Source organism: Bartonella callosciuri (genome assembly GCF_014203215.1).
In the GTDB taxonomy this organism is placed as follows: Bacteria; Pseudomonadota; Alphaproteobacteria; order Rhizobiales; family Rhizobiaceae; genus Bartonella; species Bartonella callosciuri.
Window position 1 is genome coordinate 14,675 of the sequence record NZ_JACHIM010000002.1, and the last position, 13,520, is coordinate 28,194.

The following is a 13,520-nucleotide window of genomic DNA, read 5'->3' on the forward strand; positions in this document are numbered from 1 at the left end:
TCTAGAATATGATGAAGCTAGATACAATAAAATATTTGACCGAAGAAGTCGTGATACTAATTTGAAGTTGATGAGCGTTTTTTTTCAAAACGTTTGCGTTCATTAGGATCTAGATAGAGTTTACGTAGACGAATGTTCTTCGGTGTTACTTCTACAAGCTCATCATCTTGTATCCACGATAGAGCACGTTCTAATGTCATTTTAATTGGAGGAGTTAATTTTACGGCTTCATCTTTTCCAGAAGCCCGCATGTTAGTGAGCTTTTTCCCTTTTAAAACATTTACTTCTAAATCGTTATCACGTGAATGTATGCCAATAATCATACCTTGATAAACTTTAACGCCGGCATTGATTATCATAGGTCCACGATCTTCAAGATTAAAAAGAGCATAGGCGACAGCTTCACCGTTATCATTTGAAATCATAACACCATTAGTACGTCCACCAATGTCTCCCTTATAAGGTTCATAGGCATGGAAAAGGCGATTCATGATGGCTGTACCACGTGTGTCAGTCAAAAGCTCAGATTGATAGCCAATGAGCCCTCGCGTTGGTGCGTAAAAGACAAGACGGACACGATTGCCTCCAGAAGGGCGCAATTCAACCATTTCGGCTTTACGCTCAGACATTTTTTGAACGACAGTTCCGGAATATTCCTCATCAACATCAATGACAACTTCCTCGATTGGTTCAAGAGCTGTTCCGTTTTCATCGTTTTGCATCACAACACGTGGACGTGAAACACTCAGCTCAAATCCTTCACGGCGCATATTTTCGATGAGAACGGCAAGTTGTAATTCTCCTCGTCCTGAAACGTAGAAAGAATCTTTATCGGCTGATTCTTCAATTTTTAGGGCCACATTGCCTTCTGCTTCTTTTAACAAACGATCACGGATAACACGGCTTGTGACTTTATCGCCTTCGGTTCCGGCAAGGGGGCTATCATTGACGAGAAAGCTCATAGTAACAGTGGGAGGATCGATTGGTTGGGCGGTAAGAGGTTCATTGATAGTAGGGTCACAGAAAGTATCAGCAACGGTGCCCTTTTGCAGACCCGCAATTGCTATAATATCACCGGCAACACTTTTTTCAATAGGTTGTCGTTCCAGTCCACGAAATGCCAAAATTTTTGAAATACGTCCAGTTTCTAAGAGCTTTCCATCTTGTCCAAGAACCTTGACATTTTGATTAGGCTTTATAGAGCCTGAATGAATGCGGCCTGTAATGATGCGCCCCAAAAATGGATCTGCTTCCAAAATAGTTCCGATCATACGGAACGGCCCTTCTGCTATACTAGGAGAAGGGACATGGCGAGTTACAAGATCGAACAAAGGACTCAGTCCTTGATCTTTTGGTCCTTCAGGGGTTTCAGCCATCCATCCATCACGGCCTGATCCATAGAGAATAGGAAAATCGAGCTGTTCATCGGTTGCATCAAGCGCTGCAAAAAGGTCAAAAACCTCATTGATAACTTCATCAGCGCGTGCATCAGTCCGATCAATTTTATTGATCGCAACAATGGGGCATAATCCTACTTTTAACGCTTTGCCAACGACAAATTTTGTTTGTGGCATTGGGCCTTCAGCGGCATCAACAAGGACAATTGCTCCGTCTACCATGTTTAAAATACGTTCAACTTCTCCGCCGAAATCAGCGTGCCCTGGTGTATCAACAATGTTAATTCGGGTATCTTTCCAAACAACGGAGGTTACTTTTGCTAGAATTGTAATTCCGCGTTCTTTTTCAATGTCGTTGGAATCCATCATACGTTCGCTGGTACGCTGATTATCACGGAAGTTTCCTGATTGTTTGAGAAGTTCGTCGACGAGCGTTGTTTTCCCATGGTCAACGTGTGCGATGATGGCAATGTTACGCAATTGCATAAATTTTCTTCTTTTTGTTTAGTGAAACTTCATTGGAGGTAAAGCTTTTGCATCCCTTACCTAACTATTACAAAACCTTTTACATGTTTTTTTATAATATTGGAAGAGGAGGAAATATTTTTATGATAAAGTGTATGCAAAGGATTTTTATGTTCTGTTACTTAGAAAAATTTTTCCAAAAACTTTTCAGTTTGTGAGCATTTCATATGAAGTGTGCGCTAAGAAAAAAGAGTGTAATTTGCTTCTTTAGAATAAAGCGCATAGCTTAGCCATTATCTGTAAATCAACATCTAAACGCAATACAGCTGCGTATTATGAAGGTAAGATATTGATTTTAATAATATAGTTACCATTTTCTGTTCTACGTTAGAGTCCTAAATATAGAAAATACTTTCTCATTTATGTTCTTTTTATTATGAATCTAAAAAAATCACTTCTTTGCACGTTATAAGATTGATATGTGAAAAAATCCATTTGAGAAAGGACGAGATATCTCTCTAATGAATTGTCTTTCAAGGGTGATTGTAATATTAAGAGCTGGCAAATGAATGATAATGGTGGTTTTATATGTCTTTTCCCTCAGCTTGCATTTGCCTTGGTAGTTAAAGAATCCATTAAACATTATGGATTCTTTCTCAAATTGTTTTTATAGATCTTGTCACTTTTCTTGTGATTTGTCATTGAACAATTTTTGCTTCTTCATAATAAGAGCATTTCAAATAATGAACTATGACAGTCTCAAAGGATTTTGTTTAAAGTGCGTGATGCTGTTTCTGTTTTATATTTTAAAAAGATCAATCTTTTTTTGTACAGTTGCTTAAATCAAAGAAATTTTAAGGTGCGTGAGGTGCATTTTTCCCCATCTTAAAGTAGGGTTCCAGACAAAATAAGGGAGGCAACAGAAAAATAGATCACGATTCCCATAACATCCACTAAAGTTGCTACAAGAGGAGCTGAAGCACTTGCTGGATCAAATCCAAAACCTTTAAGAATAAAGGGAAGCATGGAGCCCGATAAAGAACCAAAGGTGACAATTCCAACTAAAGCTGTGCCTACTGTTATGGCAATGAAAACCCAATGTTCACCATAGTTGTAAATACCAAATTCTTGCCAAAGAGCGATACGTAGCATTCCAATCACTCCCAGTAAAAGACCAAGGGATATCCCTGCTGGAATTTCACGGAGGGTAATTTTCCACCAGTCTTTAAGTGTGAGTTCACGTAAAGCTAAAGCACGAATAATAAGTGATGTTGCTTGCGAACCAGAGTTTCCTCCTGAGCTCATGATAAGAGGAATAAACAGTGTGAGAGCGATGGCTTTCTCAAGTTCTGTTTCGAAATATTGCATAGCACTTGCTGTCAGCATTTCGCCAAGAAAAAGTAAAGAGAGCCATCCCCCACGTTTTTTCATCATTCCTAGAAAGTTGATTTGCATATAGGGCTTATCAAGAGCTTCCATACCTCCGAATTTATAAGCATCTTCACTCATTTCATCGACCATTGTATCAAGAACGTCATCGACTGTTACAATACCAATGACATGATTGCTATCATCAATTACTGGTACGGAGAGAAGGTCATGGCGTTGAAAAAGACGAGCGATATCTTCATGATGTGTAAAGGGAGATATTGTAATAGGTGTGTCATGTGTTGCGACATTTAAAATTGGATCATCTGGTGAAGCAAGGATAAGGTTACGCAATGAAACAGCCTTAAGAAGAGTCCCTGTTTTGGGATCAATAACATAGCTTGTATAGACTGTTTCACGTGTTCGTTCGACATCGCGAATGTAGTCCAGAGTTTTTTTTACGGTCCAGTTTGCGGGGACAGCTATGAACTCTGTAGTCATTAGTGCACCGGCTGTATGATCAGGATAACTCGTAAGTTTTTTTAGTTCAGCGCGCGTTAAGGGGTTGAGTAATGCATAAAGCCGCGTACGGTTTTCTTTATCTATTTCCTGAAAGACATCGGCGGCGGCATCAGCAGACATGCCATCAAGAATTTCAACGGAACGGTTAATAGGAAGAAGTTCAAGAATAGCTGCTGGTTGCTCAAGCTCGGGTTTGTCAAAGAGTTCTATGGTATAATCAAGAGGGAGAAGGCTGAGAATAGCTACGCGTTCCATGATATCGAGATCATTTATGATATCAATCGAGTCAGCAAAATGATGATTTTTTAATTCTTCGGCGAGAACTTCAGGAGAAGAATTTTTGAAGTCGAAGGTCGTTTTAATTTCAGTCATAATAAAGTACCTTCCGAAAGGTTGAAGAATTACAAATTCAAATTACGGGCAGGATAAAACAAAAGTTATAAAAGATCTAAAAAAGTCCTCCCCAGTTGCATTCTTCCAATTGTTAATATTTAAAATAAAGTCAAGGATAGATCGCAGGTTATAAACAATTTCATAAACCGGACACATAGCGATTCTCATTTTTATTTATCTCCTAATAATAAAGATATGCTTTATTTCTTTTCTTAAAAAAGAGGTCTGAAAGGTATCTGTAAAGCAGACTAAATGATTTTAGTATATGATCAATTTGTGTCGTAAAGGTAATTATTATTACAGTAAATTTAGAATGGAGATAGCGCGTATTATGACAAAAGAAGTAGTACTGGACTGGAAGGGATTCTCAGGGCTTCCTGATTTTTCTTCGATAAGTGATGAAGATTTTAAACCCGCTTTTGAACAGGCTCTTCAAGAAGCAGAGGAAGAAATAGAGATAATTGCAACAGTGCAAGAACCACCAACACTTGAGAATTTTTTGCAACCTTTTGAGCTTTCTGGCAAAGCGCTTGATCGTGTCTGTTCAATATTTTTCTTGCGCTCCGGTGCACATAGTAATGCGTTGATTCAACAGTTAGAACAAGAGTTTGTTGTAAAACTTTCTCATTATTCGTCCAAAATTATGATGGACACGCGGATATTTGCGAAAATGGATGTGCTCTATAAACAATCACAGCAGGGTGGGTACGATAGTGAAACAACACGTGTGCTTGAATTATGGTGGAAAAAGTTTGTTTGTAATGGTGCAAAACTTGATGAAGAAGGGAAAAAACGGCTTATAGAAATTAATGAAAAACTTGCTTTTTTAAGTGCTACTTTTGGTCAGCATGTATTAAAAGATGAAGCTGAATGGATTTTACTTTTAGAACAAACAGATTTGTCTGGTTTACCTGATGATCTTATTGCTTCAATGAAGGAAATTGCCCGTGAAAGGGGCCATGAAGGCGCTTATGCATTAACGTTGGCACGCTCAATTGTTGAGCCCTTTTTGAAATTCTCTCATCGTCGCGATTTGCGTGAGAGTGCATTCCAAGCTTGGTCTAAACGTGGTGAAAATAATAACGAGAATGATAATCGAGCCATTATTGTAGAGATTATTGCGCTTCGAGATGAGCAAGCTAAATTACTAGGTTATAAATCCTTCGCAGATTTGAAACTTGATAATACTATGGCAAAAAGTGTTGATACAGTTATGGATTTACTCACACCTATATGGGAACGCGCGAAAGCTAAGGCTGCTAGTGAACAGATTGAATTACAAAAATTTGCAAAAAATCAGGGAAGCAATGAAACTTTAGCGGCATGGGATTGGCGTTATTATGTTGAAAAACTTCGCACTGAAAAATTTTCTTTCGATGAGGCTGAAATTAAATATTATTTTCAGCTTGATCGCATGATTGAAGCGGCTTTTGGAGTGGCAGGAAAACTCTTTGGGATTACATTTGAAGAAAAAAGCGCTGTTACACTTTGGCATCCTGATGCTCGTTTGTGGGAAGTTAAAAAATCTGATGGAAGCTTGCTTGGACATTTTATTGGTGATTATTTCGCACGGTCTTCAAAACGGTCTGGTGCATGGATGAGTAGGCTGCAATCCCAACATAAACTGGATGGCGGACAAAAGCCTATTATCTACAATATTTGTAATTTTGCTAAACCACCCAAAGGGGAGATTGCACTTTTATCACTTGATGATGCGCGCACACTTTTCCACGAATTTGGCCATGCATTGCATGGTTTGCTTTCTGATGTAACATGGCCCTCGGTTGCAGGACCCTCAGTTTCGCGCGATTTTGTTGAACTTCCTTCCCAGCTTTACGAACATTGGTTAACTGTACCAGAGGTTTTAAAATCTTATGCTACGCATATAAAAACAGGGCTTCCTATGCCACAAACATTGATGGATAAAGTTTTATCAGCACAGACATTTAATGCTGGTTTTGCTGCGGTTGAATTTACCTCATCTGCTTTAGTGGATATGGCTTTTCATCAGGGAAAGACGGTAACTGATCCAACAATGTTTGAGCATCAAGAATTAGAAAAATTGCAAATGCCTGGCACAATTATTATGCGTCATCGCCCTGCGCATTTTACGCATATATTTTCAGGAGATGGTTATGCCGCTGGTTACTATTCTTATATGTGGTCAGAAGTACTTGATGCTGATGCTTTTCAAGCTTTTGAAGAAACAGGTGATGTTTTTAATTCAGAGCTTGCTGATCGCTTAAAACGTTTTATCTATTCTGCTGGAGGAAGCCGCGATCCAGAAGAGCTCTATACAGCTTTTCGGGGACGGTTACCATCACCAGAAGCGATGATTAAAAAACGTGGATTATAAGGTACAACGATACGGTATGGTGTAAGCCATACCGTTGTTCTATTTTTTCTGCGGTTGAGATCTATGCAAATTCCCGCTCCATTATGGTTAATGAACAGCGGCTTTCCATTTATGAAGAAAATTCAGGCTCTGTATTTTTAAAGACATCAGGGGAGAGAAAAATTATCAGCTCGGTCTCTTTGATGACCATTGAGTAGAAACCATGATCTTTTTATAGAGCTTTGATCTATTTTTTTGAGTAAGTGAGTATTTTGTTGTGCCAAATCATTAAGGCTCATTGGCGGTTGGCGCTCAATCTTCTGCGTTTGTTGCGTAAGATTTAGAGTATTGACATTGATAAAAAGTGGATTTTCATGCGAGAATGTATGATATAAAATGTCTTTCAGTTTTTTTTCTAAATAAGAGGCGAGTTTTTTCTTTCCTTCAGAGGTAAAGTTGATACCATCATCCGTGCGTAATCTAACAACTTTTCCATTTGTATCATAGCCTGAAAAAGAAAATTCACCTTGTTTATCAATGAAACCGTTCCAAATATCGATAAAATATCCTCCTTTTGCTTCTGTTATATCCTTATAAAGCTCATTAAAAATTTTCACTTTTTGTGTTAAATCGCTGTTTTTAAAGATAGGTTGGCCCATCCATATCCATGATTTTCCAGAATTATGAAGGCGTTCAGCAATTTCGGTAATTCTTTTTTTATAAATGCTTATCCATTCTGGTTGACTTGTGCTGAGTATGTTTTGAGAGCTCGTAATTGGTTGATTATCGTTTGCACCCATCAGGATGACAATAATATCGGCTTTATTTCTCTCAATGAGTGCAGAAATATTGTCTTTCCAAGAATAATAATCCGTTCTCACTAAGCCAGAAGCCGGCATTGTATTCTTTATGATGATGATATCGACATTATCAATAAAAAGCGTCTTAAGTGCATCGGCGACAGCAGAAGCTACAAAGTCCCCTAGGACAAGAATGCGTTTTGCATTTTCTTTTTTTAATTTTTGCACAGATTTTTGTATTATAGTCTTTTTTTGTAGTTTGTATGTTCTTTTCTCTATAAGTTGTGGTTGTTGTTGTGGTAGTTGCTCTTGTTCGTTATGTTGTAACAACCATTTAAAAAAATTTGTCGCTTCACTTTGAGTTGGGTGTAGAACATTCACATAAAAGAGAGAAAAAAACATAAAAATTAAGTATTTTGGGTGGAGATGGGACAAACACTTTACTCCAAATTATTGTTTTCGAAGAAGAGAGAGAACTTCAGGGGTGGGATATCCATTTACTTTTAAGCCGTGGTGTAGTTGAAAATCTTTAATCGCTTTTCGAGAGGCTTTACCGATTTTACCATCAACTTTTCCTTTATAATAACCAAGCGCGATTAAACGAGATTGCAGTTCTTTGCGCTCATGGAAATTAAGAGGTTGAAATGGACGTTGCCAATCTTGAACCAATCCAGGATGTCCAGCAATGCGGTTAGCGAGAAGGGCAACAGCGAAAGCATATCTATCTGCATTGTTATAACGTTTGAGAACGAAGAAATTTTTTGTTACTAAAAATATAGGTCCTTTGGGACCATCTGGGAATTTTAAGATTGCTCGTTCAGATGATGCAAGAAGAGGGCGCCCATTCGCATGTTTTACACCTAACTTTGCCCATTGCTCGAAAGAATACCAATCATCAGGAAAATTTTTCCCTTGCGGCAATTTAACTTCTACTCCCCAAGGAAGATTAGACTGCCAACCATTCATGTGAAGAAGATTAGCGGCAGTCGCGAGAGCATCTGGAACAGAGGTCCAGATATCACGCCGTCCATCCTCGTCCATATCAATGGCATAAGCAAGATAGCTACTTGGAATGAATTGCGTATGTCCCATTGCACCGGCCCAAGATCCAGTAAGTTGTTCTCGTGTAATTTCACCATTTTGAAGAATTTTCATGGCAGCAATCAGTTGTGTATGCGCGTATCTTGAACGTTTTTGATCAGCATAGGCTAGGGTTGCAAGTGAGCGAATGGTATCACGCATCACACCTTTATCTGCTAAAATTTTTCCATAATTGCTTTCTATCGACCAAATAGCCAGGAGAATATTGCGATCAACACCAAAACGTTTCTCAATTTGAAGAAGCCACTTTTCCCATTTCTGAGCTTGGCGCTGTCCTTCTATAGTTGCAATATCATGAACACGATTGTCGAAATAGTTCCATGAAGGATCGACAAATTCTGGCTGATGTGCAGCTTTTTCTAAAACTTCTGGATCAATTGCGCTGACACCTTTAAAAGCCATATCAAACGTAGAGGATGAAATCTTATTGGCGATAGCTGTTTTTTTAAACTCTTTAATCCAGTGTTTAAAACCGCTATTGGCATGTAAAATTGACGCAAAAAACATACAAAAAACAGGAAGAAGAACGGCCAAACCTATGATAAAATTTTTCCAATTTATCGATTTCTCTGAAGAAGAGAAAGTTTGGAATTCTATCTTTTGCATTTTTAAATTCCTTTCAACATTTAGATATTAAATATTTTGATGTACAAGGACGTCATTTTTATTTGGTGTTATCGATGATGTTATCAAGCGAATAAGGAAGACTGAAATGCATTATTTGTTTTTAAGAAATTTTCTCAATAAACGATTATACTCTTACATTTTTTTGCTGTCCATTATAATGCCAATCAAGACAATACGATATTTTTTTACTGTTTCGTAAAAATATATGTTAAACAAAATCAGAAAGTTACAAGATTAATGAGGAGCAGAAGAATCAGAGTGCGTAAAATCCGGAAAGCAGTATTTTCCGTGGCTGGTCTTGGTACACGTTTTCTTTCTGCAACAAAAACTGTTTCTAAAGAAATGCTGACTGTTGTTTATAAGTCGGTTATTCAATATTTTGTAAATGAGGCACGTGAAGCTGATATTGAGATTTTATTTTTGTTACTGGACGCAATAAAGCAGTCATTGAAGATTATTTTGATGAGCAAGTTGAGTTATATATAACTCTTTCTAAAGGTAGAAAAGAGAAGAACTTGAGTATTTACACAGCTTACAGCCTCTCCCTGGTGCAATTTCTTCCACGTGGCAACAAGGAGCCTTTGGGGCTAGGGCATACTCTTTTGTGTGCGTGTGAACTCGTTGGGAATAAACCTTTTGCTTTGTTATTACCAGATATGCTGATACAAGCTAAAAAACGTTGCCTTTCTGAGATGATCAATCTTTATGAGGAAACAGGTGGGGGAAATATTATTGCGGTTCAGGGGTGCAATCCCGAAGAAGCACATAAATATGGTATTGTTGGACAAGGAAAGCAGATAGCAAACGGTTTTAAAATCACAAAAATGGTAGAAAAACTAACAAAAGGAACAGTGCCGTCGAACCTATTATATTAATGGACGTTATATATTGCAATCAGAAATTTTTAATATTCTCTCCAACCAAAAACGAGGAGCAGACAATGAAATTCAATTAACAGATGCGATGGAACGGCTTTCAAATGAGCAGGATTTTTTTGGTTTTCAGTTAAAAGGGCTCACATTTGATTGTGGTTCTAAAGCTGGTTTTATTGAAGCCAACATTGCATTTTTTTTAGCACGCTCTGATATGCGTAACCACGTTTTGCTTTATTAAAAAATTTACTAGAAACCATTAAAGTTGAAAAATGATATAGATTCCTCGTTTAATTTTATTTATCAAATTTGTTTATGACAATACAGCCTCTTCATATGACTTTGCAGGGTGCCGTTACATCGGCGCTTAAAACACTTACAAGTGAAAAACAAGGGCTTGAAGCTCTTGAAGAAGCTCTTCTTAGAGACCTTTCTTCTGCCTTTGAAGCTGCTGTTCAAACGATTAGAAATGCTAATGGTCATGTAGTGATTACTGGTCTTGGAAAGAGTGGTCATATAGGTACGAAAATTGCTGCAACCTTAGCTTCAACAGGGACTCCTGCCTTTTTTGTTCACGCTGCAGAAGCCAATCATGGGGATCTCGGTATGATTGGATCTGATGATGTCATTCTTGCTTTGTCATGGTCAGGTGAGACTTTGGAATTAAGTGGCATTATTAATCATGCGGCGCGTTTTCGCATACCACTTATTGCCATGACATCGGGTGAGAATTCTGTATTAGGGCGACAAGCTGATATTGTACTCTTGTTGCCGAAGATAGAAGAGGCTTGTCCCCACGGACTTGCTCCGACCACTTCAACCGTTATGCAATTAGCTATGGGAGATGCATTAGCTGTTGCTCTTTTAGAAATGCGTAGCTTTACTGCGACGGATTTCAAAATTTATCATCCTGGTGGTTCTCTTGGTGCAAGCTTAAAATATGTGCGTGATATTATGCATGAGGGTGAATGTATTCCTTTAGTTGTGCAGGGGACAACAATGCCTGAAGCGATGAATGTTTTGGTTGAAAAACATTTTGGTTGCGTTGGTGTTGTGAATAAAAAAAATGAGTTAATCGGAATTGTGACCGATGGTGATCTTGCGCGTAACATGCACTTTAATTTATCAAAATTTAATGTTGATGAGGTGATGACAAAAAATCCTAAAGTTGTGGAGCCAAATACATTGGTTGGTGCTGCCACGGCTTTTCTTAATGATCACCATATTGGTGCCCTTTTCGTTGTTGAGAATAAAAAACCAGTGGGAATTGTTCATTTTCATGATCTTTTGCGCATCGGTGCTGTATAATTTGGAATGCTCATATCAGCTAAAGTTTATTTTAGAATAAACTAGCGACAAAAATAAAAAGATAAAATCTTATTGTGCAGCAGCTTTATAGATGTTTCTTAGAAAAGATGGTTTCTTGTGCATTTATAGTGTTTGCAAACTCTGTTGATAGAGGAGTGTGTCACTATTCTTACATATTTTAGAGGAAACTTTTTTATCAGGAGGAAAGTTTATACCTCCTGATATGCGTGCACCTACTATGTCTCTAATGAAAGCTATAGCGTTATTTCAAAATTTCTCTTAAGAGAAAATTGTGATCCTGTATGTGATATGCAGAGAAGTTTTGTTGCATCACGTGATATCACACAATTGACTTTGGATATTGTTCCACGGAGAATGGAGTGTATTTCAATTTCTATATTTTGGGCACTGACGTAATTATATGTGCCTTCTGATAGTTTTTCTTCGGTATCTGCTGCGCGCGTTTCAAAAACACCATCGTGGAAAGAAGAGATAATACCGTTTTCATCAACCCATTTACCATCAATTCCAGCTGGTATATTTTGTCCATAATATTGCGAAAGGCCACAAGCACCTACTACCACAGCAGTGATTGTAAGACATAAAACACGGTAGATATGCTTCATCTGTTTTACTCTATTTATATTACTTTGCTCTCTAATTTCTATAACATTGTTAAATTATTCCATGAGTCAATACGAAATATTTGATGAAAATCAATGAAAAAGCAAAAAAATGGAAAAAAATGCCTTAATGTTGTATTTAATTAGCAGCTTAATAATTTTTTTAGGTGAAGCACAAGAGGTAAAATATTTCTTATGGTTTACAATAATTTTTACATTAAGCTATTTAATAGTCTCAAAGGGGATTATTGAAATTATGGTTGGTCCCATTCTTGTTGCAAGTGAAGATTATGGAAGGCGTTTAGAGCTTTCTGCTATGCTTCGAGGTTTTGGTTACCGTGTCATTGAAGCAGAAAATGGTCTCCGGACGATTGATCTTTTACACAGACGTAAAAATATTGTGCTTGCACTCCTTGATGTCATCATGAGTGATCTGAATGTGAGTGATTTGATTAAAATGATTAGAGTCGCTGGTGTTGCTGTTCCTATTGTTGTGATAGCGCAACAAGAGAATCAAGATTTACTGCAAAAAGCTTTAACAGCTGGAGCAATTGATTATTGGATTCATCCAGTTACATTACTGCGGTTGAGAGTTACTTTGGATACTCTTGCTCTCATTTCTGCATTGGAGCGTGAGGTTCGTTATATTCGGCGAAAAAATAAGAATCATTTACGATTTTCTGACCTTTATATAAAAAGTAGGGCAATGCAGATAGTTCTAGAAAAATCGAGGAAAGCAGCATCTTCTTTACAAAATCTATTGATAGAAGGCGAGGTAGGAACTGGTCGTGAAACATTAGCACGCATTATTCATCATGAGGGTTTGTTATCGGAGGGAGCTTTTATTCGTTTTCAATGTTCAGCGATTGTTGATCCGGAAAAAGAAAATCACCATTGGTTTCAAGAATTTTTACCATTGGTTTCTTCTTTTGAAAAAGGCACACTTTGTCTTTGTGATGTTGATCGACTCGAGCCTAAACAGCAAAAGCGTTTAGCTCATTATCTTAACGAAAGAGAAAAGAATACAAAGGATAAGCTTTTTCCTTTTCGTATCATTGCTATTTCAACGTCGCGATTGAAGGATCTGGTTGCAGAGGACTTTTTTTTGCGTAGTTTGTTTGAGCAGTTTTCTCAATTATCTATTAGCGTTCCTGCTTTGCGAGAATTGAGGGATGATTTTCCCGAGCTGACGCAACGTTTGATTGATCGTATTATTACGGAAACAGGGCGATCGCATGTGCATGGTTTAGCAGGATCAGCTCTTTCATTACTTATGCAGTATGATTGGCCTGGCAATCGAAATGAACTTGAAAATTTTTTATTTCGTGCGATTTTACTCAGTGAAGGGCCATTGTTAACTGTTCGGGATTTTCCCCAATTGATGGGAAATTCATTAATGGGTGTTCCAAATATTATTGAGAGTAATGTGTACGAAGATCATGAACAAGAATTAATACAATTTTTGGATACTGATGGGCATGTGCGTACTTTTGCAGAGATGGAGCGTGATATTATTGAGAAAGCAGTTAAACATTATAAGGGACATATGAGTGAGATTGCTCGCCGTCTTCACATAGGGCGCTCTACACTTTATCGAAAAATAGAGGGGTTGAAAGCAATAAAAAACCAAGAACGGAAGTAAGATCCACGATAAACTTCCATTGGTCAAAAGTATGATTTTCAGAAAAATGTAGCAGTTTTGGGTAAAG

The 13,520-nt window shown here is 37.7% G+C and carries 8 protein-coding genes and 1 pseudogene; 4 read left to right on the forward strand and 5 right to left on the reverse strand.

The features are described from left to right. Nucleotides 1-56: 56 nt before the first annotated feature. Together typA and mgtE are read right to left on the reverse strand one after the other, a co-directional pair. Nucleotides 57-1,883, reverse strand: a complete 1,827-nt coding sequence (gene typA, locus HNQ69_RS02040) for a translational GTPase TypA (RefSeq protein ID WP_183228435.1) — start codon at nucleotides 1,881-1,883, stop codon at nucleotides 57-59. Nucleotides 1,884-2,747: 864 nt separating this feature from the next. After that, on the reverse strand, nucleotides 2,748-4,124 hold the full coding sequence (gene mgtE, locus HNQ69_RS02045; RefSeq protein ID WP_183228436.1) for a magnesium transporter: 1,377 nt from the start codon (nucleotides 4,122-4,124) through the stop codon (nucleotides 2,748-2,750). Between the two features lie 352 nt (nucleotides 4,125-4,476). On the opposite strand from mgtE, the gene HNQ69_RS02050 reads away from it, so the two are divergent. Continuing rightward, a complete protein-coding gene (locus HNQ69_RS02050; RefSeq protein WP_183228437.1) occupies nucleotides 4,477-6,501 on the forward strand; it encodes a M3 family metallopeptidase in 2,025 nt (674 codons plus the stop codon). Nucleotides 6,502-6,647: 146 nt separating this feature from the next. Here the strand turns inward: HNQ69_RS02050 and HNQ69_RS02055 are convergent, their stop codons facing one another. Further along, nucleotides 6,648-7,715, reverse strand: coding sequence for an SGNH/GDSL hydrolase family protein (locus HNQ69_RS02055; RefSeq protein WP_425486671.1), 1,068 nt, complete (start codon nucleotides 7,713-7,715; stop codon nucleotides 6,648-6,650). A 15-nt stretch (nucleotides 7,716-7,730) separates the two neighbouring features. Next, nucleotides 7,731-8,987, reverse strand: a complete 1,257-nt coding sequence (locus HNQ69_RS02060) for a lytic murein transglycosylase (protein WP_183228438.1) — start codon at nucleotides 8,985-8,987, stop codon at nucleotides 7,731-7,733. Nucleotides 8,988-9,245: 258 nt separating this feature from the next. Here HNQ69_RS02060 and HNQ69_RS02065 point away from each other — a divergent pair. Continuing rightward, nucleotides 9,246-10,156: pseudogene (locus HNQ69_RS02065) on the forward strand (UTP--glucose-1-phosphate uridylyltransferase). Between the two features lie 39 nt (nucleotides 10,157-10,195). After that, entirely contained in the window at nucleotides 10,196-11,188 is a 993-nt protein-coding gene (locus HNQ69_RS02070) for a KpsF/GutQ family sugar-phosphate isomerase (protein ID WP_183228439.1), read from the forward strand. A 254-nt stretch (nucleotides 11,189-11,442) separates the two neighbouring features. Here HNQ69_RS02070 and omp10 read toward each other — a convergent pair whose 3' ends face one another. Further along, on the reverse strand, nucleotides 11,443-11,814 hold the full coding sequence (gene omp10 / locus HNQ69_RS02075) for an outer membrane lipoprotein Omp10 (RefSeq protein ID WP_183228440.1): 372 nt from the start codon (nucleotides 11,812-11,814) through the stop codon (nucleotides 11,443-11,445). A 253-nt stretch (nucleotides 11,815-12,067) separates the two neighbouring features. On the opposite strand from omp10, the gene HNQ69_RS02080 reads away from it, so the two are divergent. Next, nucleotides 12,068-13,453, forward strand: a complete 1,386-nt coding sequence (locus HNQ69_RS02080) for a sigma-54-dependent transcriptional regulator (protein WP_183228684.1) — start codon at nucleotides 12,068-12,070, stop codon at nucleotides 13,451-13,453. Nucleotides 13,454-13,520: the final 67 nt, after the last annotated feature.